This is a genomic window from Streptomyces sp. AK08-02 (genome assembly GCF_033795085.1).
Classification (GTDB): Bacteria; Actinomycetota; Actinomycetes; order Streptomycetales; family Streptomycetaceae; genus Streptomyces; species Streptomyces echiniscabiei.
Genome location: NZ_JARAZV010000006.1, coordinates 40,332 through 67,171, shown reverse-complemented (window position 1 = coordinate 67,171; position 26,840 = coordinate 40,332). Strand labels below are relative to the sequence as shown.

At 70.3% G+C, this 26,840-nt stretch carries 28 protein-coding genes; 18 read left to right on the top strand and 10 right to left on the bottom strand.

Annotated elements, in window-relative coordinates; genetic code table 11:
- The first annotated feature begins 100 nt into the window (after positions 1–100).
- From PV734_RS13650 to PV734_RS13640, 3 genes are all read left to right on the top strand, one after another.
- Complete coding sequence (locus tag PV734_RS13650) at positions 101–1,906, top strand: DEAD/DEAH box helicase (RefSeq protein WP_319090353.1); 1,806 nt, start codon at positions 101–103, stop codon at positions 1,904–1,906.
- 327 nt (positions 1,907–2,233) lie between these two features.
- Positions 2,234–2,875, top strand: coding sequence for an IclR family transcriptional regulator (locus PV734_RS13645; protein WP_319090352.1), 642 nt, complete (start codon positions 2,234–2,236; stop codon positions 2,873–2,875).
- Positions 2,876–2,975: 100 nt separating this feature from the next.
- A complete protein-coding gene (locus tag PV734_RS13640; RefSeq protein WP_319090351.1) occupies positions 2,976–3,767 on the top strand; it encodes a S16 family serine protease in 792 nt (263 codons plus the stop codon).
- Positions 3,768–3,833: 66 nt separating this feature from the next.
- On the opposite strand, the gene PV734_RS13635 is transcribed toward PV734_RS13640, so the two are convergent.
- Entirely contained in the window at positions 3,834–5,651 is a 1,818-nt protein-coding gene (locus PV734_RS13635; RefSeq protein WP_319090350.1) for an RICIN domain-containing protein, read from the bottom strand.
- 202 nt (positions 5,652–5,853) lie between these two features.
- On the opposite strand from PV734_RS13635, the gene PV734_RS13630 reads away from it, so the two are divergent.
- Positions 5,854–6,900 (top strand): LacI family DNA-binding transcriptional regulator, encoded by a 1,047-nt coding sequence (locus PV734_RS13630; protein ID WP_319289625.1) that lies wholly within the window; start codon positions 5,854–5,856, stop codon positions 6,898–6,900.
- A 345-nt stretch (positions 6,901–7,245) separates the two neighbouring features.
- Here the strand turns inward: PV734_RS13630 and PV734_RS13625 are convergent, their stop codons facing one another.
- The 3 genes from PV734_RS13625 to PV734_RS13615 form a co-directional block, all read right to left on the bottom strand.
- A complete protein-coding gene (locus PV734_RS13625; RefSeq protein WP_319090348.1) occupies positions 7,246–7,434 on the bottom strand; it encodes a hypothetical protein in 189 nt (62 codons plus the stop codon).
- A gap of 74 nt (positions 7,435–7,508) precedes the next feature.
- Positions 7,509–8,096, bottom strand: coding sequence for an ArsR/SmtB family transcription factor (locus tag PV734_RS13620; RefSeq protein ID WP_319090347.1), 588 nt, complete (start codon positions 8,094–8,096; stop codon positions 7,509–7,511).
- 70 nt (positions 8,097–8,166) lie between these two features.
- Entirely contained in the window at positions 8,167–8,643 is a 477-nt protein-coding gene (locus tag PV734_RS13615; protein ID WP_319090692.1) for an Lrp/AsnC family transcriptional regulator, read from the bottom strand.
- Between the two features lie 147 nt (positions 8,644–8,790).
- On the opposite strand from PV734_RS13615, the gene hppD reads away from it, so the two are divergent.
- Complete coding sequence (hppD, locus tag PV734_RS13610; RefSeq protein WP_319289623.1) at positions 8,791–9,936, top strand: 4-hydroxyphenylpyruvate dioxygenase; 1,146 nt, start codon at positions 8,791–8,793, stop codon at positions 9,934–9,936.
- A gap of 17 nt (positions 9,937–9,953) precedes the next feature.
- Here the strand turns inward: hppD and PV734_RS13605 are convergent, their stop codons facing one another.
- Positions 9,954–11,363 carry a tetratricopeptide repeat protein gene (locus tag PV734_RS13605; protein ID WP_319289621.1) on the bottom strand — a complete coding sequence of 470 codons (1,410 nt, stop codon included), beginning with the start codon at positions 11,361–11,363 and terminating at the stop codon, positions 9,954–9,956.
- 92 nt (positions 11,364–11,455) lie between these two features.
- On the opposite strand from PV734_RS13605, the gene PV734_RS13600 reads away from it, so the two are divergent.
- A complete protein-coding gene (locus PV734_RS13600; protein WP_319289619.1) occupies positions 11,456–12,862 on the top strand; it encodes an FAD-binding oxidoreductase in 1,407 nt (468 codons plus the stop codon).
- 17 nt (positions 12,863–12,879) lie between these two features.
- On the opposite strand, the gene PV734_RS13595 is transcribed toward PV734_RS13600, so the two are convergent.
- Positions 12,880–13,362, bottom strand: a complete 483-nt coding sequence (locus PV734_RS13595; RefSeq protein WP_415924211.1) for an SsgA family sporulation/cell division regulator — start codon at positions 13,360–13,362, stop codon at positions 12,880–12,882.
- A gap of 279 nt (positions 13,363–13,641) precedes the next feature.
- On the opposite strand from PV734_RS13595, the gene PV734_RS13590 reads away from it, so the two are divergent.
- On the top strand, positions 13,642–15,087 hold the full coding sequence (locus PV734_RS13590) for an RDD family protein (RefSeq protein WP_319289617.1): 1,446 nt from the start codon (positions 13,642–13,644) through the stop codon (positions 15,085–15,087).
- Between the two features lie 144 nt (positions 15,088–15,231).
- Positions 15,232–15,891: an RDD family protein gene (locus tag PV734_RS13585; protein WP_319289615.1), complete on the top strand. Its 660-nt coding sequence runs from the start codon at positions 15,232–15,234 to the stop codon at positions 15,889–15,891.
- Between the two features lie 106 nt (positions 15,892–15,997).
- On the opposite strand, the gene PV734_RS13580 is transcribed toward PV734_RS13585, so the two are convergent.
- The gene (locus PV734_RS13580) at positions 15,998–16,294 is read right to left on the bottom strand and encodes a hypothetical protein (RefSeq protein ID WP_319289614.1); all 297 of its coding nucleotides are present in this window, start codon (positions 16,292–16,294) and stop codon (positions 15,998–16,000) included.
- Positions 16,295–16,692: 398 nt separating this feature from the next.
- Between PV734_RS13580 and PV734_RS13575 the strand changes: the two genes are divergently transcribed.
- The 3 genes from PV734_RS13575 (at position 16,693) to PV734_RS13565 (ending at position 20,118) form a co-directional block, all read left to right on the top strand.
- Positions 16,693–19,062: an immune inhibitor A domain-containing protein gene (locus PV734_RS13575; RefSeq protein WP_319090339.1), complete on the top strand. Its 2,370-nt coding sequence runs from the start codon at positions 16,693–16,695 to the stop codon at positions 19,060–19,062.
- A gap of 121 nt (positions 19,063–19,183) precedes the next feature.
- Positions 19,184–19,546: a hypothetical protein gene (locus PV734_RS13570; RefSeq protein ID WP_319090338.1), complete on the top strand. Its 363-nt coding sequence runs from the start codon at positions 19,184–19,186 to the stop codon at positions 19,544–19,546.
- A 92-nt stretch (positions 19,547–19,638) separates the two neighbouring features.
- On the top strand, positions 19,639–20,118 hold the full coding sequence (locus tag PV734_RS13565; RefSeq protein ID WP_319090337.1) for a pyridoxamine 5'-phosphate oxidase family protein: 480 nt from the start codon (positions 19,639–19,641) through the stop codon (positions 20,116–20,118).
- Positions 20,119–20,158: 40 nt separating this feature from the next.
- Here PV734_RS13565 and PV734_RS13560 read toward each other — a convergent pair whose 3' ends face one another.
- Both PV734_RS13560 and PV734_RS13555 read right to left on the bottom strand, forming a co-directional pair.
- On the bottom strand, positions 20,159–20,743 hold the full coding sequence (locus PV734_RS13560) for an isochorismatase family protein (protein WP_319090336.1): 585 nt from the start codon (positions 20,741–20,743) through the stop codon (positions 20,159–20,161).
- Positions 20,744–20,874: 131 nt separating this feature from the next.
- Positions 20,875–22,215 carry a nicotinate phosphoribosyltransferase gene (locus PV734_RS13555; RefSeq protein WP_319289613.1) on the bottom strand — a complete coding sequence of 447 codons (1,341 nt, stop codon included), beginning with the start codon at positions 22,213–22,215 and terminating at the stop codon, positions 20,875–20,877.
- 86 nt (positions 22,216–22,301) lie between these two features.
- Between PV734_RS13555 and clpS the strand changes: the two genes are divergently transcribed.
- From clpS to PV734_RS13525, 6 genes are all read left to right on the top strand, one after another.
- Positions 22,302–22,610, top strand: coding sequence for an ATP-dependent Clp protease adapter ClpS (gene clpS / locus PV734_RS13550; protein ID WP_319090334.1), 309 nt, complete (start codon positions 22,302–22,304; stop codon positions 22,608–22,610).
- Positions 22,611–22,621: 11 nt separating this feature from the next.
- Entirely contained in the window at positions 22,622–23,227 is a 606-nt protein-coding gene (locus PV734_RS13545; RefSeq protein ID WP_319090333.1) for a DUF2017 domain-containing protein, read from the top strand.
- Positions 23,228–23,312: 85 nt separating this feature from the next.
- A complete protein-coding gene (locus PV734_RS13540; protein WP_319090332.1) occupies positions 23,313–23,735 on the top strand; it encodes a M67 family metallopeptidase in 423 nt (140 codons plus the stop codon).
- Positions 23,736–23,814: 79 nt separating this feature from the next.
- Positions 23,815–23,913, top strand: a complete 99-nt coding sequence (locus tag PV734_RS13535) for a putative leader peptide (RefSeq protein ID WP_319090331.1) — start codon at positions 23,815–23,817, stop codon at positions 23,911–23,913.
- Between the two features lie 140 nt (positions 23,914–24,053).
- Positions 24,054–24,332 carry a MoaD/ThiS family protein gene (locus PV734_RS13530; RefSeq protein ID WP_006381347.1) on the top strand — a complete coding sequence of 93 codons (279 nt, stop codon included), beginning with the start codon at positions 24,054–24,056 and terminating at the stop codon, positions 24,330–24,332.
- A 16-nt stretch (positions 24,333–24,348) separates the two neighbouring features.
- Positions 24,349–25,299 carry a cysteine synthase gene (locus PV734_RS13525; protein WP_319090330.1) on the top strand — a complete coding sequence of 317 codons (951 nt, stop codon included), beginning with the start codon at positions 24,349–24,351 and terminating at the stop codon, positions 25,297–25,299.
- 62 nt (positions 25,300–25,361) lie between these two features.
- On the opposite strand, the gene PV734_RS13520 is transcribed toward PV734_RS13525, so the two are convergent.
- Positions 25,362–25,829: a type II toxin-antitoxin system PemK/MazF family toxin gene (locus PV734_RS13520; protein ID WP_319289611.1), complete on the bottom strand. Its 468-nt coding sequence runs from the start codon at positions 25,827–25,829 to the stop codon at positions 25,362–25,364.
- A 206-nt stretch (positions 25,830–26,035) separates the two neighbouring features.
- Here PV734_RS13520 and PV734_RS13515 point away from each other — a divergent pair, with 206 nt between their 5' ends.
- Positions 26,036–26,788 carry an MBL fold metallo-hydrolase gene (locus PV734_RS13515; protein ID WP_319090328.1) on the top strand — a complete coding sequence of 251 codons (753 nt, stop codon included), beginning with the start codon at positions 26,036–26,038 and terminating at the stop codon, positions 26,786–26,788.
- The last annotated feature ends 52 nt before the right edge of the window (positions 26,789–26,840 follow it).

Below are 26,840 nucleotides of genomic sequence, written 5' to 3'. Positions count from 1 at the left end.
CGCGTCGTACGCACGTTGACAGCCCCGGGCCGCCGGTAGGGTGGCCCGGTTGTCATACGTAGCCCGAGCCCTCGGCTCCCGTTCGACCACCCCGGAGACCGTGACTACCACCGCCGCTTCCGCCGGTACCGCAGCCAATCATCACCTCTCGCCCGCCTTCCCCGGCCGTGCCCCCTGGGGTACCGCCAGCAAGCTGCGTGCCTGGCAGCAGGGGGCGATGGAGAGGTATCTCAAGGAGCAGCCGCGTGACTTCCTCGCCGTCGCCACCCCCGGCGCCGGCAAGACGACGTTCGCGCTGACGCTCGCCTCCTGGCTGCTGCACCACCATGTCGTGCAGCAGGTGACCGTCGTCGCGCCCACCGAGCACCTGAAGAAGCAGTGGGCCGAGGCGGCGGCGCGGATAGGGATCAAGCTCGACCCCGAGTACAGCGCCGGGCCGCTCAGCAAGGAGTACCAGGGCGTCGCCGTGACGTACGCCGGTGTCGGTGTGCGGCCCATGCTGCACCGCAATCGCTGCGAGCAGCGCAAGACGCTCGTCATCCTCGACGAGATCCATCACGCGGGGGACTCGAAATCCTGGGGCGAGGCCTGTCTGGAGGCCTTCGAGCCCGCCACGCGGCGTCTCGCGCTCACCGGTACGCCGTTCCGCTCCGACACCAACCCCATCCCCTTCGTCACGTACGAGGAAGGGAACGACGGGATCCGGCGGTCCTCCGCCGACTACACCTACGGCTACGGGAACGCGCTGGCCGACCACGTCGTGCGGCCCGTCATCTTCCTCTCCTACAGCGGGCAGATGCGGTGGCGGACGAAGGCGGGGGATGAAATCGCCGCCCGGCTCGGTGAGCCGATGACCAAGGACGCCGTCTCGCAGGCCTGGCGTACGGCCCTCGACCCGCGCGGCGAGTGGATGCCCAGCGTGCTGCGTGCCGCCGACAAACGGCTGACCGAGGTGCGCAAGGGCATCCCGGACGCCGGGGCGCTCGTCATCGCCTCCGACCAGGAGTCCGCCCGCGCCTACGCCAAGCTGATCCGCGACATCACGGGAACCAGGGCCACCGTCGTCCTCTCCGACGACACCGGCGCCTCCAACCGCATCGACGAGTTCGCCAACAACGACTCCCGCTGGATGGTCGCCGTCCGCATGGTGTCCGAGGGGGTGGACGTGCCTCGGCTCGCCGTCGGGGTGTACGCCACGACCATCTCCACCCCCCTCTTCTTCGCCCAGGCCGTCGGGCGCTTCGTGCGCTCCCGGCGGCGCGGCGAGACGGCCTCCGTGTTCCTGCCGACCGTCCCCGACCTCCTCACCTTCGCCAACGAGATGGAGGTCGAGCGCGACCACGCCCTCGACAAGCCCAAGAAGGAGGGCGAGGAGGACCCGTACGCCGAATCCGAGAAGGAGATGGAGGAGGCGAACCGGGAGGAGGACGAGGACACCGGCGAGCAGGAGCAGTTCTCCTTCGAGGCGCTGGAGTCCGACGCCGTCTTCGACCGGGTGCTCTACGACGGCGCCGAGTTCGGCATGCAGGCACACCCGGGCAGCGAGGAGGAGCAGGACTACCTCGGGATCCCGGGGCTGCTGGAGCCCGACCAGGTGCAGTTGCTGCTGCAGAAGCGGCAGGCCCGGCAGATCGCGCACAGCCGCAAGAAGCCCGACGACGAGGCCGACCTCCTCGAACTGCCCGCCGAGCGGCGGCCCGTGGTCTCCCACAAGGAGATGCTGGAGCTGCGCAAGCAGCTCAACACCATGGTCGGCGCGTACGTCCACCAGACGGGCAAGCCGCACGGGGTGATCCACACCGAGCTGCGCCGCGCCTGCGGCGGGCCGCCGAGCGCGGAGGCGACCGCGGGACAGTTGCGACAGCGCATCACCAAAGTGCAGGAGTGGGCCACCCGGATGCGGTGACGGCCGCACCGGCTCCCCGGGGTGTCCGGTGAGGGGCGTGTGCGGCTGTGCACACGCCGTGCATATCGGGAGGAAGGGCGGCAGTCCGTACCGCGGAGTGACCGGATTCTGGACGTAGCCTTCCGCTGAGCGAACCGCCTTCGCTACTGTCCCCGCAACGCACACGCCCCGTGGCAGCGACGCCGCGGAGCGCAGTCGTGAAGCGACAGCGCCCGGGAGAGCCCGGGCCGCCGCCGATCGGCCGCCTCTGACGCGCGTCGCCCACGGGACCGGCGACGCATCCGCCGCCAGGGAGCTGCCGACCTCACCACGTAAGGAGTGGGCGTCGTGACCGCGGAGACCTCCCAGACGCTCGACCGGGGACTGCGCGTCCTCAAGCTGCTCGCCGAAACCGACCACGGTCTGACGGTCACCGAACTGTCGACCCGGCTCGGCGTGAACCGGACCGTCGTGTACCGCCTGCTGGCCACCCTGGAACAGCACGCGCTCGTACGGCGTGATCTGGGCGGCCGGGCCCGCGTCGGGCTGGGGGTGCTGCGACTCGGCAGCCACGTGCATCCCCTCGTACGGGAGGCCGCGCTGCCCGCGCTCAGATCGCTGGCCGAGGACATAGGCGCCACCGCCCACCTGACCCTGGTCGACGGGACGGAGGCGCTCGCCGTCGCCGTCGTCGAGCCGACCTGGACCGACTACCACGTGGCCTACCGGGCCGGTTTCCGCCACCCCCTGGAGCGCGGCGCGGCCGGCAAGGCCATCCTCGCCGCCCGGCAGCAGCCTCCCATCGACCCCGGATACACCCTGACGCACGGCGAGCTGGAGGCCGGCGCGAGCGGGGCCGCGGCCCCGCTGATCGGCGTGACCGGCGTCGAGGGGAGCGTCGGGGTCGTGATGCTCGCCGACGCCGTGCCCGAGCGGGTGGGGCCGCGGGTCATGGACGCGGCCCGGGAAGTGTCCGAGGCGCTGCGCTGACCGGCAGATCCCCAGCGGGCCTCCTTCAGCGGGCCTTCCGCCCGCGTGGGCCAGGGCAGCCGCCCCCGGCCGGAAAAGGTCCCCGCGTTAGATTGACCTCGTGCTCTCTCGCCTCACGCGCCCCTGGGCCGTCGCCGTCTGTGCCCTGCCCGTCGTGGCCCTGCTCGCCACGGCCGTGTTCGCGCCGTTGCCGTTCACCCTGGCGCAGCCCGGCCTGACGGCGAACGTCCTGGGCGAGAACAAGGGCGACCCGATCATCACGATCACCGGCGGGACACCCCGCGAGCCCCGCGGCGAGCTGCGGATGACGACCATCGAGGCGACCGGCCCGGACACCCACGTGAGCCTCGGTGACGTACTCGACGGCTGGTTCCGTACCGACCAGGCCGTGATGCCGCGTGACTCGGTCTACCCGAGCGGGAACAGCACCAAGGAGATCGAGGAGCACAACACCGCCGAGATGAAGCAGTCGCAGGACGCGGCGGCCGAGGCGGCCCTGAAGTACCTGGACGAGGACTCCGGAAAGATCAAGGTCACCCTGAAGCTCGCCGACGTCGGCGGCCCCAGCGCCGGGCTCCTCTTCTCCCTCGGCATCGTCGACAAGCTGGACGGCGACGGCAAGGGCGGAGACCTCACCGGCGGTCGGACCGTCGCCGGTACGGGGACGATCGACGCGGACGGGACGGTCGGCGCGGTGGGGGGCGTCGCGTTGAAGACGCAGGCCGCGCGGCGCGACGGGGCCACCGTCTTCCTGGTGCCGAAGGCCGAGTGCTCGGACGCGGAGTCGGAGCTTCCCGAGGGACTGCGACTGATCCCGGTGACGACCCTCAAGGGCGCGGTCGGGGCGCTGGTGGCACTGGAGACAGGGCGAGGGGATGTGCCGAGCTGTTAGCCCCGCACATCCCCTCGCCCCGACTCACCCTGACCCCCGTCTCACCCCACCTCGCCTCAGGTCACGTCACTTGACCAGCTTCCAGTCCTGGGAGCCGTCCGTCGTCGCGTTCTGCAGGGTCAGCGGGGCGTCGGTGGATGCCCCGGTCAGGTAGACGTTCGGGTTCTTGACCGACTGGAGCCGGTAGTAGCCGTCGGCCGCGTCGACCAGGTTCCAGCTGCCCGTGGAGCTGTCGTCGACCCACTGGCCGATGCGCTGGCCGACCGTGGCGTTGCCGGTCCAGATGGCCGCCGCACGACCGCCCGACCTGTTCAGCAGCGTCGTACCGCCGTTCGGCTCGGTCACCACGTGCCAGAACTGGGTGTCGGGATTCGCCGCCGCCCCGGCGTCCTCAAGGGCCACGTCGGGCACGTTCCCGTTGCCGAGGTTGGCGTCGTTGCTCTTGTTCCCGGTGCCGATCACCTGACCGGTCCTCCGGTTCACCAACTGGTAGTAGGTGCCGGACGTGTAGCCCAGGTCGACCTCGGCGTAGGCGATCGTGGAGGTGCCCTGGTTGTTGAGGATCGCGACGCGTCCGGTGGAGTCGACGTACTGGAGGTTGCGGCTGTAGCCGGCCGGAGAGGTCGTCTGGTACTCCGTCCACGCCCCGTCGCTGCGCCCGCTCTCGTTGACCCACACGTCGCCGCTGTTCGAGGCGTTGTAGACCAGGCGTCCGTCGGGGATCCGGATGAGGACCGGGCTGCCGCCCTGCGAGAGGGGCCGGGAACCGGCGACGACCGGCAGCGTGCCGACGGACATGCCGGTCTGGCTCCCGCGGAAGAACTTCAGCGGGCTGTCGGCGATCACATACCGGGTGTTGGCCCCGCCGCCCCAGTACTCGAACGTGAGCAGCCATCTCCCGTCCGACGTGGCGACGACGTTGGTCATGCCCGGTCGTCCACCACCGATCTCCGTCTTGCCACCGCCCATGTCCTGCCTGGACCCGGCGACGTCGACGACCGGGGCACTCCACGCGGTGCCGCTGCCGTCCCACGTCCTGTGGGCGAGGATCTGGCCGTGCGAGTCGGTGGCCGTGTCGTTGGCGGGGTCGAGGGTCGGGACGCCGGTGACCGGGTCGAAGCCCGTGTAGTCGTTCTCGTCGGAGTAGAAGCAGACCAGCTTGCCGTCGTAGACCATCAGGTACGGCTCCCAGAGGGGGTCCACCTGATTGTTCGTGTTCGCCGCCGCGATGTTCCGGCCGACCGCGCCCGCGCTCCCGCCCTGCCAGCCGGCGCTCGCGATGACGTTGACGACCTTCCAGCTCCTGCCCTCGTCGACGCTGGAGTACAGGGCGATCGCGAGGTCCTTGCGGTCACCGTCGTTGTTCGGCGTCCAGCTCGGGTCGGCGGCCTTGTGCTCCTTGTAGTAGTAGTCGTCGCCCGACACCACACTGGCCAGCAGCAGGGTGCCCTTCTTGAGCGCCCCGACCTTCTGCGGAAGGACGTAGAGATACGGGTTGGTCCAGTTGCTCGTGTACTTGGCGTACCTGGGGTCCGTGGAGAGGTACGCCGGAGCCTTGACCTCGGACAGCGGCTGCCAGCTCGTACCGTCGTCGTCGCTCTTGTAGACCGGGAGGGTCTGGCCGTCGGCGCTTCCCGACTTCGTCACGACGGTGGACTTCTCGAACGACGCGACCAGCCGCCCGCCGGGCAGTTCCGCCGACTTCGGGTAGACCGCGCAGTTGCCCCGGCCCTTCAGACACGGCTCGCCGCCGAGCTGGTAGAGGATTCCGCCGGTCGGGTTGTAGGCCTGCGCGGTGGCCATGGGCACCGCCAGCAGCGCACCCGCCGCGACGAGACTCCCCAGCGCCTTCGCCAGCTTTCCTCTACTCTGCGTTCTCCGCATCACCGCTCCGATCACTGGGCCCCGACTGCACACTTGACTGCGTAGTCAGGCCGGATTCTGTGGCCCGGATCAAGCCGCCGTCAATACTTGTGTCACAGCTGTTTCCTGCGGATTACGGCTTCGATTGACGATTCCGAGGGTCGGGACGCACACTGTTCTCGACGGTTTTCTGACAGCGCAGTCCTGACGAGAGGGAGCTTCGGTGGCGGGCACCCAGGGTCGTGACGGAGTCTCCCGGCCGCCTGCGACGAGCACCGATGTCGCACGGCTCGCCGGCGTCTCCCAGAAGACGGTCTCGCGGGTCATGAACAACGAGCCGTACGTCCGTGAGGAGCTCCGGGAGCGTGTTCTGCGGGCGGCCCAGCAACTCGGGTACCGCCCCAACGGCGCGGCGCGCAGCCTCACTTCGGGCCGGAGCCGCAGGCTCGGCGTGATCTCCCTCGGGGCCCGTCTCTACGGACCCATGACCATGCTCGTCGCGATAGAGCGCTCGGCGCGCCGGCTCGGCTACTCGGTCAGCGTCGCCCACACCACCGAGGACGACGAGCACAGCATCGCCGAGGCCATCGACAGCCTGCTGGAACAGGGCGTCGACGGCATCGTGCTGTCGGAGGCGATCGACGAGGGGAGCCCCGTCAAGGTCTGGCTGGACGTCCCCATCCTGACCATCGGCCGCTTTCCCGGTCTGGTCGCCGCTCGGCGGATCCGCTCGGCGGAGAAGTCGGACCGCAGTGGGTATGTGGCGACCCGGCACCTCATCGACCTGGGGCACACCGAGATCCGGCATGTGTCGGGGCCGGGTCAGTGGTGGGCGTCCCGTGACCGCGCGGACGGCTGGCGCTCGGCGCTGACCGAGGCGGGCCTCCCGGTGGCCGAGCCCGTCGCGGGGGACTGGTCGTGCGCGAGCGGTTACGAGGCGGGCCTGCGGCTGGCGGACGACGAGGCGATGACCGCAGTCTTCGTGGCGAACGACGACATGGCGATCGGCCTGGTCAGGGCGTTGCACGAGCGGGGGCGCCGGGTCCCGGACGAGGTGAGCGTCGTCGGGATGGACGACATTCCCGCCGCCCGCTTCCAGCGGCCCGCGCTGACCACGGTGGCGCAGGACTTCGACTCGGTGGCGACCGAGGGCATCGACTTCCTGGTCGACGAGATCACGAACCCCGGCTCGACGGAACGCGTCCTGCACGAGGTGGATCCGCCGCTGGTGGTACGGGAGTCCAGCGGGCCTCCGCCGGGGAGGGGCTAGGTTTTTTCGGTCGGGTCCTGGACCGGTTGGGTCCCGGTATCGGTCGGTCCCGGTTTCGGTGGGGCTTGGACCGGTTGGGTCCCGGTATCGGTGGGCCCTGGTTTTGGTCGGGCCGTGGGTCGGTCGAGCCCCGGTACCGGTAGGCCCTGGACCGGGCGGCCCTGGTGTCGGTCACGCCCCGGTTCTAGTCGGGCCGTTGGTGGGTCGGGCCCCGGTTTCGGTGGAGCCTGGGTCGGTCGGCCCTGGGTCAGACGGGCTTGGGTCGGATGGGCCCAGGTTGCGGTCGCGCCAGGGTTTCGGTCAGGCCCTGGATCGTTCGGCTCTGGTCTCGGTCAGGCCCCCGTTTCAGGCGAGCTGCGGCTTCGGCGGGGTGGAGGTCAGGCGCAGGCCGACCTCTACGAGGGTCCAGCCGATGCGGGTGCGCAGGTCGCGCGGGGGGCGCTTGGCGGCGAGGGCGAGACGGTGGGCGTCCGCCTCTGCGCGGAGGTCGGCGGCGTGGAGGGTGTGCGGGGCGACGTAGGACTCGGGGTTCATCGGGCTTCAGCCTCTCAGGTCGGGGTGAGTCGGTGCGGTGCGAGTTGGCGCGAGTCAGGGCAGGGCGGGTCGGGTCAGCTCGTGTGGGTCGGGAAGACGTGGGTGTGGACGCGGACCGTCTCGGCCTCCGGGGTGCCTTCGGCCGGGGCCTGGGCGCGGTAGCTGTCGACGAGCTCGTGCATCCGGTGGATCAGTTCGAGGGCCGCCTCGGGCGTCAGCCGTAGCGTCATGTCGCTCATGTCGGAGGAGCGCTTCCACGCGTCCGACCAGTCGTTCGGGTTGCCGAGCCAGGTCGAGATCTCCCGGGTGTGGCTGTTCGCGACCTCGTGGATGAACAGGTCGGCGGCACCGCGGACGGCCGGGTCGGGGTCCTTGAGCAGGGCGTCGTCGAACTGCACACCTTCGTGGGCGGCCCGCCACCAGCGCTCCCGCCCCTTGCCGTGCTCGGGCGCGTCCTCGACGAAGCCGTGCGCGGCGAGCTGACGCAGGTGGTAGCTGGTCGCCCCGCTCGACTCGCCCAGTTTCGCGGCCAGTTGAGAGGCGGTCGCGGGACCGCCGCGGCGGAGCGCGGTCAGGAGCTGCATCCGCAGGGGATGGGCGAGACCGCGCAGTGAGCGGGCGTCGAGTACGTGGGGTGTGAGTTCTTCGGGCTGCTCCGGCATGAGTACAAAGATAGCGTTGCAAAGAAAGTCTTGCAAGGGTTTCTTTGCAACTACTTCTTTGGAACTCCCGTCAGTCGCCGTGCTCCGCCGCCGCCTGCTCCACCAGCGGGATGATCCGCAGCGGAACCGGGTTCTCCATCACGATCGCCGTGGCCGCCCGGACGATGCCGTCGAAACCGACGACCCGGTCGATCACCCGCTGGAGATCGGCGTTCGAGCGGGCCACCAGCCGGCACAGCATGTCCCCGTTGCCGGTGGTCGTGAGCAGCTCCAGCACCTCCGGCACGGACGCCAGGTGGGCCCGTACGTCCTGCCCCTGCCCCTGTCGGATCTGGAGCGTCGCGAAGGCGGTGACCGGGTAGCCGAGGGCCGCCGGGTCAACCTGGGGCCCGAACCCCCGGATCACGCCGTTCGACTGGAGCCGGTCGAGGCGCGCCTGCGCCGTCCCCCGGGCCACTCCGAGCCGCCGGGACATCTCCAGTACGCCGATCCGAGGCTCCCGCGCCAGCAGCACGATGATCCGCCCGTCCAGCTCGTCGATCGCCACAGCGGCCTCCCTGAGCCCTCTCGTGTCCTCGGTGCGGATGGTCATCCTGTACAGAAAGACCGCCCGCACCCGCACTCTCCTGAACAAAATGCCCAGTCGGCACGCAAACTATTGCGCACCTTGCAAACCCGGCGCGACCCTTCACCCATGACGCAGACCACACACCACACTCCCGACACCGCCCGGCAGGCAGATCCCTTCCCGGTCAAGGGAATGGACGCCGTCGTCTTCGCCGTGGGCAACGCCAAACAGGCGGCGCACTACTACTCCACGGCCTTCGGCATGCGGCTCGTCGCCTACTCCGGACCGGAGACGGGCAGCCGCGAGACCGCGTCGTACGTCCTGGAGAACGGCTCCGCCCGGTTCGTGTTCACCTCGGTCGTCAAGCCCGCCACCACCTGGGGCCACTTCCTGGCCGGCCATGTCGCCGAGCACGGCGACGGCGTCGTCGACCTCGCCATCGAGGTCCCGGACGCCCGCGCCGCGCACGCGTACGCCGTCGAACACGGCGCCCGCTCGCTGGCCGAGCCGTACGAGCTGAAGGACGAGCACGGCACGGTCGTCCTCGCCGTGATCGCCACCTACGGCCAGACCCGCCACACCCTCGTCGAACGCACGGGCTACGACGGCCCGTACCTCCCGGGGTTCGCCGCCGCCGCCCCGCTCGTCGAACCGCCCGCCCGGCGCACCTTCCAGGCGATCGACCACTGCGTGGGCAACGTCGAACTCGGCCACATGAACGAATGGGTCGGCTTCTACAACAAGGTCATGGGCTTCACGAACATGAAGGAGTTCGTGGGCGACGACATCGCCACCGAGTACAGCGCGCTGATGTCGAAGGTCGTCGCCGACGGCACCCTCAAGGTCAAGTTCCCCATCAACGAGCCGGCCATCGCCAAGAAGAAGTCCCAGATCGACGAGTACCTGGAGTTCTACGGCGGCGCGGGCGTCCAGCACATCGCCCTCAACTCGGGCGACATCGTCGAGACCGTACGGACCATGCGGGCGGCCGGGGTCCAGTTCCTCGACACACCCGATTCGTACTACGACACCCTGGGGGAGTGGGCCGGCGACACCCGCGTCCCCGTCGAGACCCTCCGCGAGCTGAAGATCCTCGTCGACCGCGACGAGGACGGCTATCTGCTGCAGATCTTCACCAAGCCGGTCCAGGACCGTCCGACCGTCTTCTTCGAGATCATCGAACGGCACGGTTCCATGGGCTTCGGCAAGGGCAACTTCAAAGCCCTCTTCGAGGCGATCGAACGGGAACAGGACAAGCGCGGCAACCTGTAACCAGCGGCTGTCGGTGGTCAGTTGGGCGGGCCCGACGCCTCGGGCTCGCCCAGCGCCGTCAGTGTCTCCCTCGCTACCGGCGCACCGACCGGCGAGAAGTACGGGTTGATCCGCAACGCCTCCGCCAGATGCCGACGCGCGGGGCCTGTCAGTCCCAACTCCCGCTCGATCATGCCCCGGTGGTACGCGTACAGCGCGCTGCGCACCTCGCCGCCGTGCTCCTTGTCCGTCACCCGCCGGGCCCAGCCGAGCGCCAACTCGCTCCTCCCCGCCCGGTGCAACGCCCAGCCCAGCGCGTCCGAGACGTCGAGCCCCGGCTGCCGCGCCCACTCCGCCCGCAGCCGCCGTACCGCCGACTCCGCGTCCCCGTGATCCGCCTCGAACCGGCCGAGCAGCAACTCCCCGTCGACACCGCCCAGTCGCTCCTTCGCGACCCGCGCCCGCAGTACCGCGTACTGCGCCCGCGCCTCCTCCGGCCGGCCCAGCGAGTCGTACAACTCGCCCAGCTCCAGCGCGTATTGCGGCGACGGCTGCTCGGCGAGGGCCGCCCGGTAGGCGACGAGAGCCTCCGTCGGCCGGTCCAGGGCGGCCAACGCCCGCCCCTCGCCCGCCCGGGCGGAACCCAGCCCGGGATCGAGACGCACGGCCGCCCTGAAATGCCGTAGCGCGTCGGCTGGTTCGCCGCGTTCCCAGGCCAACTCGCCCGCCCGGTACTGCCATTCGGCCTCCTCGGCCGGGCTCGTGGCCCGCGCCGCCGCGTCGGCCAGGGCGGCCTGCGCGTCCTCGCGGCGGCCCTGGTCCCGGTACACGCCCGCCGTCCGCGCCAGCACCGCCGACGTCGTCGCCCCCGAACGCAGGCCCCGCAGCCGCTCCAGCGTCCCCCGGACCTCCTTGTAGTCGCCGAGGCCCGTGTACGCGTCCAGCAGCGCCGGGTACGACGTCCAGCGCTTCGGCGACTGGCGCAGCGCCTCCTCGCCCCACTTCCGGGCGGCCGGGAAGTCACGGCGCGCGTTCGCCAGCGCGGCCAGGCCCACGAGCCCCTCCGCATTCCCGCCCGGGCGCACCCTCATCGACGTACGCAGCGCCCGTTCCGCCCTCGGGAAGTCGGCGGCGTCCGACGTCCGCAGCCCGCGCTCCACATAGGCCGAGCCGAGCTGCGCCCAGGCCTGTCCGTCTCGCGCGTGCGTGCGGACGTACGCCTCGCGGTCGCCGATGAGCACCCGCAGGTCGGGCAGCGCCGCGGGCACCCCGCCGGTCACCGCCCGTTCCGCCCGGCCCGCCGGACCCGGCGCGGACACTGCGGACGGACGGTCCGGGGGCAGCGTCATCAGGGCGCCGCCGAGTACCGCACACCCCGCGAGTGCGGCGATCAACGGGCGCGGGAGGACACGTACACGACCACGGCCACGGACTCTCTCCATCTCCATGGCGCTCACTGTGCGTCAATACGACGACCGGATTCCCGTACCGAAAGCGCCTCGCGGCCGGGGTTCACACCGATGGCCCCGGATGCGACGCTGTGATCATGAGCCGTATCCAAGCCGCACCCGACGAAGCCCAGGGCAACCTCACGGACCGGCTGCTCGCGGAGCTGCCGGCCGAGGCCGTGCTCACCGATCCGGACGTCACCGCCGCCTACGCCAACGACATGGCGAGCTTCTGCGAGGCGGGCACCCCGGCCGTCGTGGTCCTGCCACGTACCGTCGAACAGGTCCAGCACGTCATGCGCGTCGCCACCGAACTGCGCGTCCCGGTCGTTCCCCAGGGTGCCCGTACCGGACTGTCGGGCGCGGCCAACGCCTCCGAGGGCTGCGTCGTGCTGTCGCTCGTGAAGATGGACCGCATCCTGGAGATCAACCCGGTCGACCGCATCGCCGTCGTCGAGCCCGGCGTCGTCAACGCCACGCTCTCCCGCGCGGTCAACGAACACGGCCTGTACTACCCCCCGGACCCCTCCAGCTGGGAGATGTGCACGATCGGCGGCAACATCGGCACCGCGTCCGGCGGGCTGTGCTGCGTGAAGTACGGCGTCACCGCCGAGTACGTTCTGGGGCTGGACGTGGTGCTGGCCGACGGGCGGCTCATGTCCACCGGGCGGCGGACCGCGAAGGGTGTCGCCGGCTACGACCTCACCCGGCTGTTCGTGGGCTCGGAGGGCTCGCTCGGCATCGTCGTACGGGCGGTGCTGGCGCTCAGGCCGCAGCCGCCCCAACAGCTCGTACTGGCCGCCGAGTTCGCCTCGGCTGCCGCCGCCTGCGACGCGGTGTGCCGGATCATGGAGGGCGGTCACGTCCCGTCCCTCCTCGAACTGATGGACCGTACGACGGTCAAGGCCGTCAACGACCTGGCGAACATGGGGCTCCCGGAGACCACCGAGGCCCTGCTGCTCTGCGCCTTCGACACCCACGAGCCCGCCGCCGACCTGGCCGCCGTCGGTGTGATCTGCGAGGCGGCCGGGGCCACGCAGGTGGTTCCCGCCGACGACGCCGCCGAGTCCGAACTGCTCCTCCAGGCAAGGCGGTTGTGCCTCGTCGCGCTCGAAGCGGTCAAGGGCACGACGATGATCGACGACGTGTGCGTACCCCGGTCCCGGCTCGGTGAGCTGCTCGCGGGCGTCGAGCGCATCGCCGAGAAGTACCAGCTGACCATCGGGGTGTGCGCCCACGCCGGCGACGGCAACACCCATCCCACGGTCTGCTTCGACGCCCAGAACGCCGAGGAGTCCCGGCGGGCCCGCGAGTCCTTCGACGAGATCATGGCCCTCGGCCTGGAGCTGGACGGCACGATCACCGGGGAGCACGGCGTCGGCATCCTCAAGAAGGAGTGGCTGGCACGCGAGCTGGGCCCGGTGGGCGTGGAGATGCAGCGGGCGGTCAAGGCTGCCTTCGACCCGCTGGGCATCCTGAACCCCGGCAAGCTGTTCTGAGCCGCTCGGAGTACGCGTCACACGCATCCCTCCCCGTCCTGGGACTCGTCCGACGGCCACGGGTCCCGCAGCCAGAGGTCATCGGCCACGGTGGGCGCGAGCAGCTCGGCGAGGCCGTCGTCGATACCGAGCTGCTCGGCCTCAGAGCCCGGGGGGACCGCCCGCAGGGTGCGCTCCAGCCATGCCGACACCTGAGCGGTGGGCGCCTCAAGGAGGGCGTCCCCGTCGGGTGAACTCAGCGCCATCAGGACGACGCTGCGTCCGTCGACCTTCGTCGGCCACACCCGGACGTCACCGTGACCGCACGGCCTGAACACCCCCTCGACCAGGAGCTCACGGGCGAACGTCCAGTTCACGGGGTTCTCGGAGCTGATGTGGAAGGCGATGTGGACGGCGAACGGATCGTTGGTGCGATAGGTGAGCCGCGCGGGCACGGGGATGCTCCGCTCCGGCGACAGGATGAGTTTCAGCTCCAGTTCCCGTTCCACCACGGTGTTCATCGCGTGGTTCATGGCGGGCACTTCCTCTCTCGTCGAACGTGTCGTGCGGGGCCCGCGGTGGGCCCGTACGAGGAGAGAGCGTGCGGACGCGTCAGCATTACGCGGGTTCCGAGAGGTTTTTCGGAGAAGTTTTTTGCGAACCGTGTCGGAGCCGTCGCGACGGATGGCAGAAGCTGTCACGAAGGGATTAGGTACGGCCGGAGGGGCGGTAGCGTGTGCGCCGGTCTGATAGATGTGGGTCACCCCGAATGACCCCCGAGCAGATACCGGACGACGGACATGAGCGCCCCAACCCCGGCCCCCGGTGACGACAGGCCCCGCGAGGGGTTTTACCCGGACCCGTCCATTCCTGGATACGTCCGGTTCTGGAACGGTGCCTCCTGGGTCCCGGGCACCAGTCGCCCGGCGCAGTCCGACGGCGCGCCCGGCGCGGCGCGGGTCGAGGAGACCGGGCCGCACTTCTTCGACGAGGAGCCGCGCCGGGCGACCCCGGCCGAGGCCCAGCACGGCAGCCGTCCCGAACCGGCGTCCGCCTGGGGCGCCGACCGCTCGCGCCAGTCCGGGTTCGGCGGCGACCGGGACCGCCATGTCTCCTGGGGCTCACCGGCGCAGGCGGCCGACCCGAGGACGGCCGACCCCAGGGCGGCGCACGAGCCCCCGGTCCAGCCGGACGGGCGGTCGGCCAGTACGGACGGTTCCGCGACGATCCCGCCGATGGAGCCGGAGGTCGGCGACATCCCCGAGTCGGGCACGTTCGTGTTCCGCCGGCCCACCCCGGGACCGGCCGCCACCGGAGCGGAGGGAGGCGTCCCCGGCACCCGTGGCCCCGCGCCCTCCGAGGGCACCATGACCTTCCGTGCGCTCTCCCCGCGCACGGGGCGCGAAGACGGGGCGGGCGGCGCGCAGCCGGGGGGCACGGGCTCGCCGCAGGGCGCGCAGGGCCCCGTGACGGCACCCGCTCCCGCGTCCGGCCGCGGCTTCGGCGCCGGGAAGGCCGCGGCGGCCCGTGCGGCGGCGGCCCAGGGCGCCAACCCCGCTCTGCCGGCCGCGACCCCGGCCGTCCCCCAGCAGAACTCTCCCGGCACCGGTGCCCCGATGGCCCACGGCGTCGGCGGCGGCCAGCCCTCCTGGGCCATGCAGGCACCCCGCCCGGGCGGACCCGAGGAGGGCGGGGAACGGCGCCTCGCGCCCTGGAAGCCGCCCGTCGAGGACGTGTTCCAGGCAGCCGCCCGACGACAGGCCGCGGCCCGTCCCGCGAACCTCGGCAAGCGGCTGGTCGCCCGGTTCGTGGACACCCTCGTCCTCGGCGCCCTCACCGCCGCGGCCGCCGTACCGCTGGGCACCAAGGCCCTCGACCACGTCAACGAGAAGATCGACGCGGCCAAGCTCTCCGGCGAGACCGTGACCGTATGGCTGCTGGACGGCACGACCGGGCTGTACCTGGGCATCGTGCTGGCCGTACTGCTGCTGGCCGGGGTCCTGACCGAAGCGTTGCCCACCGCCAGGTGGGGCCGCACACTCGGCAAGAAGCTGCTCGGTCTCGAGGTCCGGGACATCGAGGGCCACGAGCCCCCGTCGTTCGGCGCGGCCCTGCGCCGCTGGCTCGTCTACAGCGTCCCGGGGCTGCTCGGTATCGGTGTCGTGGGTGTCCTGTGGTGCCTGTTCGACCGCCCGTGGCACCAGTGCTGGCACGACAAGGCGGCGCACACCTTCGTCGCGGGCTGAGCACGGACGGCCGGGCGTACGGCTGAGCGGCGGCCGTACGTTCGACACGGGTCGGCCCGGTACGACGTACGCATCGTCCGATCCGGTACCCCGGACGGCCGCTCGCCGGATGCGGCGCCGGGCGGTTCGCGGTCCACTCGGGCCATGAGCAGCGAACCGCCTCCCGGCTCCGGTCAGCAGCCACCGGACGACGACCCGTTCAGGAAGCAGCCACCGCCTCCGTCGTACGGCGCGGGCGATCCCTACGGCGGCACAGGCCCCTCCGGCGGCGGCTCGCCGTACGGAGGAGGAGCCGGTGCGCCGTACGGAGGCGGCGGCGGTGATCCCTACGGCGGGGCCGCCGACCCCCTGTCGGGCATGCCCCCGCTCGCCGACGGCGGCCGGCGTGTACTGGCACGGCTCATCGACATGATCCTCGTCGGTGTCGTCGTCTGGCTGCTCACCCTGGGCTTCAACGTCAACGAGTACGACGTCGACGGCGACAAGATCGAGTACGGCCGCTCGATCGGCCAGTCGGCCATCGCCGCCGTGCTCTACATCGCGTACGACACGATCCTGATCTCCCGGACCGGGCAGACCCTCGGCAAGAAGTGGCTCCGGCTCCGGGTGGCCAACCTCGACAACGGCGCGACGCCCTCCGTGCAGACCGCGCTCGTCCGGTCGCTCGTGCTGTGGATCCCGTTCGCCTTCTGCTGCGCCTGCATCTGGACGGCGATCTCGGGCGGCTGGAGCTTCTTCGACAAGCCGTACAAGCAGGGCCTGCACGACAAGGCCGCCAAGACGGTGGTGGTCGGCACCGGTTGAGCGTGGACCGGCGCGGCGAAACGGCAACGGCGGTCGGGTGGTGCCCGTATGACGCGGGCACCACCCGACCGCCGTTGGCGTAAGGAGGTCTGAGTCCTGCGGTGGTTCAGTCCTGCTGAGCCGAGGAGGCCTGCACCGGGACACGCTCGCGAGGTGCCGGGGCGACGACCGCCGGGGTGGCCGACGAGGCGACGATCTGTGAGGCCGTCCGGGTCGGCCTGTGCCGGGGCACGGTCATGGCGACGAGCAGTCCCAGGCCGAGTCCCACGAGGGCGATCAGCGCTACCCCCGGGCCCGAATCCGTCTGAGACAGCAGCAGCATGGCGAGCGTCGAGAGAATCACGGTGCACGAACCGTAGGTGAGCTGTGCGACGGTCGGACGAGGCGCGGTCTGACGAGGCATGGCAATCGAGTCCTCGTGGATTCGGGGGTCATCGGGGGGAGCTACGCGGGTCGGCCTGGCTTTCCACCGGACATCCGGCGTCCGCCGACCGACTCTAATCGCGTGCATGCCCGACTGGAACGCGCGGTAAGCGTGACCTAACACACGGCTCCGGAGCACAGGGGGCGCACGGAGTCATCACGTCCACCAAGTGGACGCGCCCGCGCGCCGGTCGGGCGACACGTATGAGGACCGTCAAGACCGCATAATGCACTTGACCTGTCCAAGTCAAGGTCTGTCTTTTCTTCTAAACCTCTAGTCAAATTACGTCACTTGACTACACGCGTATACCGCCCGCGGACAGCTTCCGAACCAGGAACCCCCCATCCGCGGCGACGGACGCGGGGGAGGACCCTCAAGTGACCAGCAGACCCTGGACGTTCAGAACGGCGGCCGTGGGCGTGGCACTCGCCACAGCCGCCGCCACCTTCTCCACCTTCGCCATCGCCGAGGCCGACTCGGGTGCGGGCAAAGGCGCTTCAGCCGTGCCTGCCGCGAACCGGCACGACCCGGCGGAGCGACAGCACGCGGTCGACGACCTCGACACGCCGTACAGCCAGACCCAGGAGGCCCAGCGCGAGGAAGCCCTCAGGCAGGTCATCTCCGGCGAGGCCAAGGCCCAGAGCCGAAACGGCTCCCAGGTCGTGCAGCTCAAGAGCGGCAAGAGCAAGGGCAAGGGCAAGTACGTCGAGCTCGGCCGCGAGCGGACCGACAAGATCTTCACGATCCTCGTCGAGTTCGGCGACCAGGTCGACAGCCGCTACGGCGGCACGCCCGGCCCGCTGCACAACCGGATAGCCGCGCCGGACCGTGCCAAGGACAACAGCACGGCCTGGCAGGCGGACTACAACACCGCGCACTTCAAGGACCTCTACTTCGGCACCGGCAAGAAGACCGAGTCGATGAAGAAGTACTACGAGAAGCAGTCCTCGGGCCGCTACTCGATCGAGGGCACGGTCTCGGACTGGGTCAAGGTCCCCTACAACGAGGCCCGTTACGGTTCCAACAGCTGTGACCCCGACAACTGCGCCTGGTTCGCGGTGCAGGACGGGGTCACCGCATGGGTCGCGGCGCGGAAGGCAGCCGGCGCGACCGACGCGGCGATCAAGGCCCAGCTGGCCGCCTACGACCAGTGGGACCGCTACGACTTCGACGGCGACGGCAACTTCAACGAGCCCGACGGGTACATCGACCACTTCCAGATCGTGCACGCGGGTGAGGACGAGTCCGCGGGCGGCGGCGTACAGGGCGAGGACGCCATCTGGGCCCACCGCTCGTACGCGTTCGGCTCCGACAAGGGCTCGACCGGCCCCGCGACCAACCTGCGCGGCGGCGCGCAGATCGGCGACACCGGCATCTGGGTCGGCGACTACACCATCCAGCCGGAGAACGGCGGACTCGGGGTCTTCGCCCACGAGTTCGGCCACGACCTCGGCCTGCCGGACCACTACGACACGACCAACACCGGTGAGAACTCGACCGGTTACTGGACGCTGATGTCGTCCGGCTCCTGGCTCGGCACCGGCGGCGACAACATCGGCAACCTGCCCGGTGACATGAACGCCTGGGACAAGCTGCAGCTGGGCTGGCTCAAGTACGACACGGCGAAGGCCGCGAAGAAGTCGAGCCACAAGCTGGGCGTCGCCGAGTACAACACCAAGAACGCGCAGGCGGTCGTCGTCCAGCTGCCGAACAAGTCGGTGACCACCGAGGTCGTCACCCCGGCGCAGGGCGCCACCCAGTGGTGGAGCGGCAGCGACAACGACCTCAACAACACGCTGACCCGGTCGGTCGACCTCACCGGCAAGTCCTCGGCCACCCTCACCCTGGACGGCTGGTACGACATCGAGGCCGACTTCGACTACCTCTACACCGAGGTCTCCACCAACGGCGGCGCCAACTGGACGCCCGTCGACGGCACGGTCGACGGCGCCACCATCCCGCGTGACGGCAGCGGCAACCCGGCGCTCACCGGCACGGTCGACGCGTACAAGAAGCTGTCGTACTCCCTGAACGCCTACGCGGGCAAGAAGGTCGACCTGCGCTTCCGCTACTCGTCCGACGGCGGTGTCTCCCAGAAGGGCTTCGCGGCCGACGAGATCACCCTCACCGCCGACGGCGCCACCCTCTTCGCCGACAACGCGGAGAGCGCGGACGCTGCCTGGAAGACGAAGGGCTTCTCGCGCATCGGCGCGTCCTTCACGGACAGTTACCCGCAGTACTACATCGCCGAGAACCGCCAGTACGTGTCGTACGACAAGACCCTCAAGGTCGGCCCGTACAACTTCGGCTTCTCGACGACCCGTCCGGACTGGGTCGAGCACTTCCCGTACCAGAACGGCCTGTTGATCTGGAAGTGGGACACCTCCCAGAAGGACAACAACGTGACCGCGCACCCGGGTCTCGGCAAGATCCTTCCGGTGGACTCGCACCCGACCCCGCTGAAGTGGGCGGACGGCACGCTGATGCGCAACCGCATCCAGTCCTACGACTCCCCGTTCAGCCTGTACCGCACGGACGCCCTCCGGCTCCACAAGGCGGACGTCCTCACGAAGGTCGCCTCCCAGAAGGGCGTGCCGGTCTTCAACGACCGCACCTCCACGTACTACGACGCGGCGACCCCGCTCGCGGGCGTGAAGATCACTGACACCAACACCAGGATCAGGATCGTCAAGGAGGCCAAGGACGGCTCCACGATCTCGGTCCAGGTCGGCCCCGCAGGGAAGTAATCAACATAACTGCAGGTCAGAGCATGATCGGCCGTGACCCCCTGGCGGGTCGCGGCCGATCGTGTTTAGGTGCCTCCTGTGCCTTTCTTATTGACACGAGTCCCACGGGGGGTGTGACCGCATGGCCGCAGGAGGTTTCTGCAAGCTGCCCAGTGGCAGCGTGGTGGTGGCGCTGAACCTGCCCAGCCCCACCGCCCCGACCGGCAGACCCACGGGCGTGGGCCTGGACGACGTACGTGTCCTGGTGCTCGCCCAGAACCGCGCCAGGGCACTGACCCGCCTGCGCAACCTCGGCCTGCGAGCGGTCTACCTCCGGGGCAACGCGGAGCCGCCGAGCCCCGACGAGATCACGGCCGTCCTCCACCACCCCGACGGCCTGATATGGCGCACGGCCCCGGACAACAGCGTCCCCTCGATTCCGGAGCGCACGGAGCTGTGGCACCCGATCAGGTCGCTGCTGCGGAGGCCGCCGGCCCGGGTGTGAGACGGGTGCGACCACCCTCCGGGGGCCTCGGCCTTTCGGCCTAGGCCGATCGCACGATGTGACCGGCCGGGTGTACGCCGTAACCTCGCCGCATGACGGCAGCTGACTCTTCCCCCGGCGGACCCCGCAGCATCGAGCAGCGCGGGCGCGAAGCACTGGAACGGCTCGCGCGGGACATCGACGTATGGGTCGCCACGGCCGACGCCACCGGCGAGCCGACCCTCGTACCGCTGACCTTCTGGTGGGACGGCGAGACGGTGTGGCTGGCCACCCGCGACACCAACCCGACCGGCCGCAACCTGCGCGCCTCGGGCCGGGTGCGACTCTCCTTCGGCCACACCCGGGACGTGGTCCTGATACACGGCACGGCCCGTGTGTTCACCCGCGAGGAACTGCCGCCCGGCGTGGGCGACGCCTTCACCGCGAAGGACGGCTGGGACCCGCGCGAGAGCGGCCCGTCGTACGTGTGGTTCCAGATCACCCCGGAGGTCGTCCAGGCGTGGGGGACGGTGCCCGAGATGGCCGACCGGGACCTCATGCGCGACGGCAAGTGGCTGGTCCGGGGCGACTGAGCCCGGGGCGGCTCCAGGCGGGGGTGTACCGGCGTACGGGCTAGACGACAGCCTTGCCGGACAGCTCCACGCCCGCCGCCCGCAGCTCCTCCAGTGCCCGTTCCGTCGACTCCTCGGCGACTCCCGCCGTGAGGTCCAGCAGGACCTGCGTACGGAAGCCCTCGCGGGCCGCGTCCAGAGCGGTGGCCCTGACACAGTGGTCGGTCGCGATACCGACGACGTCCACCTCGTCGATCTCACGCGCCCGCAGCCAGTCACCCAGCGCGACCCCGTTCTCGTCGGCACCCTCGAAGCCGCTGTAGGCCGCCGCGTACGCGCCCTTGTCGAAGACGGCGTCGACCGCGCCGGAGGCGACCGCGGGGGCGAAGTTCGGGTGGAAGCCGACGCCCTCCGTGCCGGCCACGCAGTGCGCGGGCCAGGAGCGCTGGAAGTCGGGGTTGTCGGCGAAGTGTCCGCCCGGGGCGATGTGGTGGTCGCGGGTCGCCACGACATGGCGGTACCCGGCGGGGGCCTGCCCGATCAGCTCGGTGATCGCGGCGGCGACATCGGCACCCCCGGCCACCGCGAGACTGCCTCCTTCGCAGAAGTCGTTCTGCACGTCTACGACGATCAAGGCGCGGCGCATGGTCGGTGTCCTTCGACTGCCGGTGTGAACATGTGAACTTCCGAGCCTAGAGACTTCCGCCCCACTTCGGGAGGGGGCATTCGGGGCAACCGGCGGGCACGGACGCCTGTTGCCCCTGTGCAGCGGGGGTGTCAGGCCTGCGCGGGCAGGTACTCCGTCGGAATGACGGCCTCCCCGCGCGACAGCTGGGTCGCCGACAGCGGCAGGTTGGCCCGCGCGGCGGCATGCCGGTCCCGTACGACGTCCAGCGCCTCCCGGGCGACGACCCGACCGCCCTTCACCAGCTCGACCAGCAGCTGCCGGTCCGTCAGCTCGGCCGGCACCGGCCCCGTACCGATCACCTCGGCCTCCGCGAACCCGTCCCGGTCGCGACGCCGGGCCGCCCACTTCCGGCCCCCGATCGACGTCTTGCCGCCGCTCGACTTCTTCGCCACCGGAACCAGCGGAGCCTTCGGGTCCGCCGACTCGGCGCGGGCCACCAACTTGTAGACCATCGAGCACGTCGGGTGGCCGGAACCCGTCACCAGCTGGGTACCCACCCCGTACGCGTCCACCGGCGCCGCCGCCAGCGAGGCGATCGCGTACTCGTCGAGGTCCGAGGTCACGACGATCCGCGTCCGCTCGGCCCCCAGCGCGTCCAACTGCTGCCGCACCCGGTGCGCGACCAGCAGCAGATCCCCGGAGTCGATGCGCACCGCGCCCAGCTCGGGCCCGGCGACCTCCACCGCCGCCCGTACCGCCTCGGCGACGTCGTACGTGTCCACCAGCAGCGTCGTGTCGCGGCCCAGCGAGTCCACCTGGGCCTGGAAGGCGTCGCGCTCGCGGTCGTGGAGCAGGGTGAAGGCGTGGGCGCTCGTCCCGACGGTCGGAATGCCGTAACGGAAACCGGCGGCCAGGTCGGACGTGCTCGTGAAGCCACCGACGTACGCGGCGCGGGAGGCGGCCACCGCGGCCAGCTCGTGCGTGCGCCGGGCGCCCATCTCGATCAGCGGGCGGTCACCGGCGGCCGAGGCCATCCGGGACGCCGCCGCAGCGATCGCCGAGTCGTGGTTGAGGATCGAGAGGATCACCGTCTCCAGCAGCACGCACTCCGCGAAGGAGCCCTCGACCCGCAGGATCGGCGAGCCCGGGAAGTAGACCTCGCCCTCGGGATAGCCCCAGACGTCCCCGGCGAACCGGTACGACGCCAGCCACCGCAGGGTCTCCTCGTTGACGATCCGGCGCTCGCGCAGGAAGTCGAGGACGGCCGTGTCGAACCGGAAGTTCTCCACCGCGTCGAGCACCCGTCCGGTGCCCGCGACGACGCCGTAGCGCCGGCCCTCGGGCAGTCGCCGCGTGAAGACCTCGAAGACCGACCGCCGGTCGGCGGTGCCCGCCTTCAGGGCTGCCTGGAGCATCGTCAGCTCGTAGTGATCCGTGAAGAGCGCCGTCGAGGGGACGTCCACCGGCAGCCCAAGGTCCGCTGTGTTCATGGACGGGATGCTACCCCCATCTCGTCACTTTGACGATTTCCAGCGTGATTTGGCCGGTGACCCCCTTCTGGTGGCAGCATGGGCCTGTGACGTCACCCGCTCCCGTAGAGATCGAACGCACCGAACCGGCGGAGGAGACCTTCGCCGTACCCGAGCCCGACGTCCCCTGGGTCACCATCGTCCACAACGACCCGGTCAACCTCATGAGCTATGTGACCTACGTCTTCCAGACGTACTTCGGCTACTCGAAGGACAAGGCCACCAAGCTCATGATGGACGTCCACCACAAGGGCCGGGCGGTCGTCTCCAGCGGCAGCCGCGAAGAGATGGAACGCGACGTGCAGGCCATGCACGGCTACGGTCTGTGGGCCACCCTCCAGCAGGACCGGAAGTAGCGAACCACTCAATGCCAGGACACTTCGAACCGCTCCCCGGCGGCGGCGCGGCCGTCGCGCTCGACGACGTCGAGATCTCCATCATCCGGTCGCTGGCCGTCCAGCTCCTGGAGCTGATCGGCCCCGGCCCCGCGGAGGACGCCCCCGACGACCCGCTCGCCGAGCTGTTCGCCGAGGGCCCGAGCGAGCCCCCCTCCGACCCGGTGCTCAAACGCCTGTTCCCGGACGCCTACGGCGACCCCGTCGACGTACCGTCGTCACCGGAACAGGCCGAGGAACAGCGGGAGTACTCCTCCGAGTTCCGCCGGTTCACCGAGAACGACCTGCGGACCGGCAAGCGGGAGAGCGCCCTCGCGGTGATCCGCTCACTGGACGCGCTGACACCGGCCGGCGACGGGGGCGCGGTGCTCAAGCTGACGCACGAGGAGTCCCGGCAGTGGCTGGGCGCGCTCAACGACCTGCGCCTGGCGATCGGCGCCCGGCTCGACGTCATCGACGAGGAGGACACCGACCTCCTCTACCGGCTCCCGGACGAGGACCCGCGCAAGCCGATGGTGATGGCGTACCTGTGGCTGGGCGGGCTGCAGGAGACGCTCGTCTCGACCCTGATGCCCTGAGGGCGGGCCGGGTGGCATCCCGGCATGTGGGCCGTCCCGTACCACCCCTCGGTACGGGACGGCCCTTCTGTCTATCCTGACGAACATGCTGACCATCACCCAGGCCCTCGTCGACCAGATCGTCGCCCACGCGCGCAAGGACCACGCCGACGAAGCGTGCGGCGTCGTCGCCGGCCCGGCGGGCTCGGACCGGCCCGAGCGGTTCATCCCGATGCTGAACGCGGCCATGTCGCCCACGTTCTACGAGTTCGACTCCGGGGACCTGCTGAAGCTGTACCGCGAGATGGACGACCGCGACGAGGAACCCGTGGTCATCTACCACTCCCACACCGCGACCGAGGCCTACCCCTCCCGCACCGACATCTCCTACGCCAACGAGCCCGGCGCCCACTACGTCCTGGTGTCCACGGCCGACGCCGACGGCCTCGGCGAGTTCCAGTTCCGCTCCTTCCGGATCATCGAGGGCGAGGTCACGGAGGAGGAGGTCACGGTCGTGGAAACGTACTGATCTCAGCTGTCGGCCCGAAATGGTCCACCAGCCGAGACAGACCTCCAGGATCCGGACCGGGAATCGATACGATGAGCCCATGGTTTCCTACGACGTGAGCGACAAGACGCCGGGCACCCCGCTGCTCGTGGCGCGGCTGCACGTCGACCTGTGCAGGCTCGCCAGCGCCATCTGTTGACGCCGGACCCTGCCGCCGTACGGCCGTGAGCCGCGGCGCCTCACATGCATGACCTGCATGACCTGCATGACCTGCACGAAACGGCTTTTCGCGCCGCCGCGCGCCCACCGACCCACAACTCCCGACAGGAGCCCCGAGCCATGGCCATCGAGGTCCGCATCCCGACCATCCTCCGCACCTACACCGACGGCGAGAAGGCCGTCCCCGGTGCCGGAGAGACCCTCGCCGAGCTCCTCGCCGACCTCGAAACCCGGCACACGGGCGTCCAGGCCCGCATCGTGGACGACGGCAAGCTGCGCCGCTTCGTCAACGTCTACCTCAACGACGAGGACGTCCGCTTCCTCGACGGCATCAACACCAAGCTCGCCGACGGCGACACCGTGACGATCCTGCCGGCCGTCGCCGGTGGCATGGTCTGATCGGCCCCCGGCACCCATGCGCTACGACTCGCCGCTGGCCGCGGTAGGCAACACCCCCCTGGTGCGCCTGCCGCGGCTCTCGCCGTCCGCCGACGTACGGATCTGGGCGAAGCTGGAGGACCGCAACCCCACCGGCTCGGTCAAGGACCGCCCCGCCCTGCACATGGTCGAGCAGGCCGAGAAGGACGGCCGGCTCACCCCCGGCTGCACCATCCTGGAGCCCACCTCCGGCAACACCGGCATCTCGCTCGCCATGGCCGCCAAGCTCAAGGGCTACCGCATGGTCTGCGTGATGCCCGAGAACACCTCTCAGGAACGCCGCGAACTGCTCGCCATGTGGGGCGCCGAGATCATCCCCAGCCCCGCCGCCGGCGGCTCCAACACGGCCGTACGAGTCGCCAAGGAACTCGCCGCCGAGCACCCGGACTGGGTGATGCTCTACCAGTACGGCAACCCCGACAACGCAGGCGCCCACTACGCCACCACCGGCCCGGAGATCCTCACCGACCTCCCCTCCATCACCCACTTCGTGGCGGGCCTCGGCACGACGGGCACGCTCATGGGCGTCGGACGCTACCTCCGCGAGCACAAGCCGGACGTGAAGATCGTCGCTGCCGAGCCGCGCTACGACGACCTGGTCTACGGCCTGCGCAACCTCGACGAGGGCTTCGTACCCGAGCTGTACGACGCCTCCGTCCTCACCACCCGCTTCTCCGTCGGCTCGGCGGACGCCGTCACCCGCACCCGGGAACTCCTCCAGCAGGAGGGCATCTTCGCGGGCGTCTCCACCGGCGCCGCGCTGCACGCCGCGATCGGCGTCGGCAACAAGGCCGTCAAGGCGGGCGAGAGCGCCGACATCGTCTTCGTCGTCGCCGACGGTGGCTGGAAATACCTCTCGACAGGCGTCTACACGGCGGCCACGACAGAGGAAGCCATCGAGACACTCCAGGGCCAGCTCTGGGCGTGAGCCAGAGCCCCTGACCGGCCGCCCATCGCGAACCCGTTCGGGTTCCGTACTCGGGTTCCGTACTACGACGCGAGGTGTCGGACCTGGTCCCACAGGGCCGGGTCCACCACCCCCACCCGCCGCCGGAACTCATGAACGGGCAGCTCACGCAACTCGTCCGTCTCCAGGAAACTCGGCCGGCCCTGGGCGTCACCCACCGCACCCGGCGGCAACGGGATCACCCCGGGCCGCTCGTCGTGGTACTTGCTGGTGATCTTCGCGACCGTCGCGCGCCGCCCGCGCACCGCGAGCACCAGACACGGCCGGTCCTTGCCCCCCGGACCGTCCTCGAAGGGCACGTTCGCCCACCAGATCTCCGCGGGCCGGGGCCGCGCCGACCGCCCCCGCTGCCCCTTCGGCTCCCCGGGCCGCCCCGGCGGCCTGCCCCCGCGCCTCGGGGACCGATGCCCGCGCCCCCAGCCGTCCACCAGCGCCGCGACCAGCGCGAGCAGCACGACGGCCGCCAGGGCGAGCCACCATGACGTGTCCATACGGAAGACGGTACCGGCGCACTCCGCACGCCGCCCGCGCTACCGGCGCTTCACGTCCAGCCGAACCGGTGACAGCACAGGTGAGTTCGCCCACAACAGCCCTTGACGGAGGAGCGACGGGGGGTTTTGCGCCTTACGCTCGACAGCACCGCAAGAACCCCGTCACGTTTGTTTTGACGCTCCCCGCCAGCGGAGGTTTCTGCTTTATGAAGCTCACCGTCGTCGGCTGCTCAGGGTCGTTCCCGTCCGCGGAATCGGCCTGTTCGAGCTACCTCGTAGAGGCCGACGGCTTCCGGCTGCTTCTCGACATGGGCAACGGTGCCCTTGGCGAGTTGCAGCGCCACTGCGGTCTCTACGACCTCGACGCGATCTTTCTCAGCCATCTGCACGCCGATCACTGCATCGACATGTGCGCGTACTTCGTCGCACGGTACTACCGCCACGAGGGCGGGCGCTGCGATCCGATCCCGGTCTACGGCCCCGAAGGCACCGAGCACCGTCTCACCACCGCCTACGCCGACACCCCCACCGCCTCCTCCATGAGCGAGGTCTTCGACTTCCACACGGTCAAGCCGAGCACGTTCGACATCGGCCCCTTCACCGTCCACACCGAACGGGTGCGCCACCCGGTGGAGGCGTACGGCATCCGCATCGAGCACGCCGGCAAGTCCCTGACGTACTCCGGGGACACCGGCGTCAGCGACACGCTGGAGCAACTCGCCCGGAACACCGACCTGTTCCTCTGCGAGGCCGCGTTCACGCACGGCAAGGAGAACATCCCGGACCTGCACCTCAACGGCCGCGAGGCGGGCCAGACGGCGAATCGCGCGGGAGCGCACAAGCTGGTCCTGACCCACATCCCCCCGTGGACCGACCCGCAGGTCAACCTGGCCGACGCCCGCGAGGTGTTCCGGGGGCCGGTGGAACTGGCGACGCCGAGGGTGACGTACGAGATCTGAGGCTCCTCCGTCGTACGTGCACGAGGGCCCCGGAACCTGTCGGTTCCGGGGC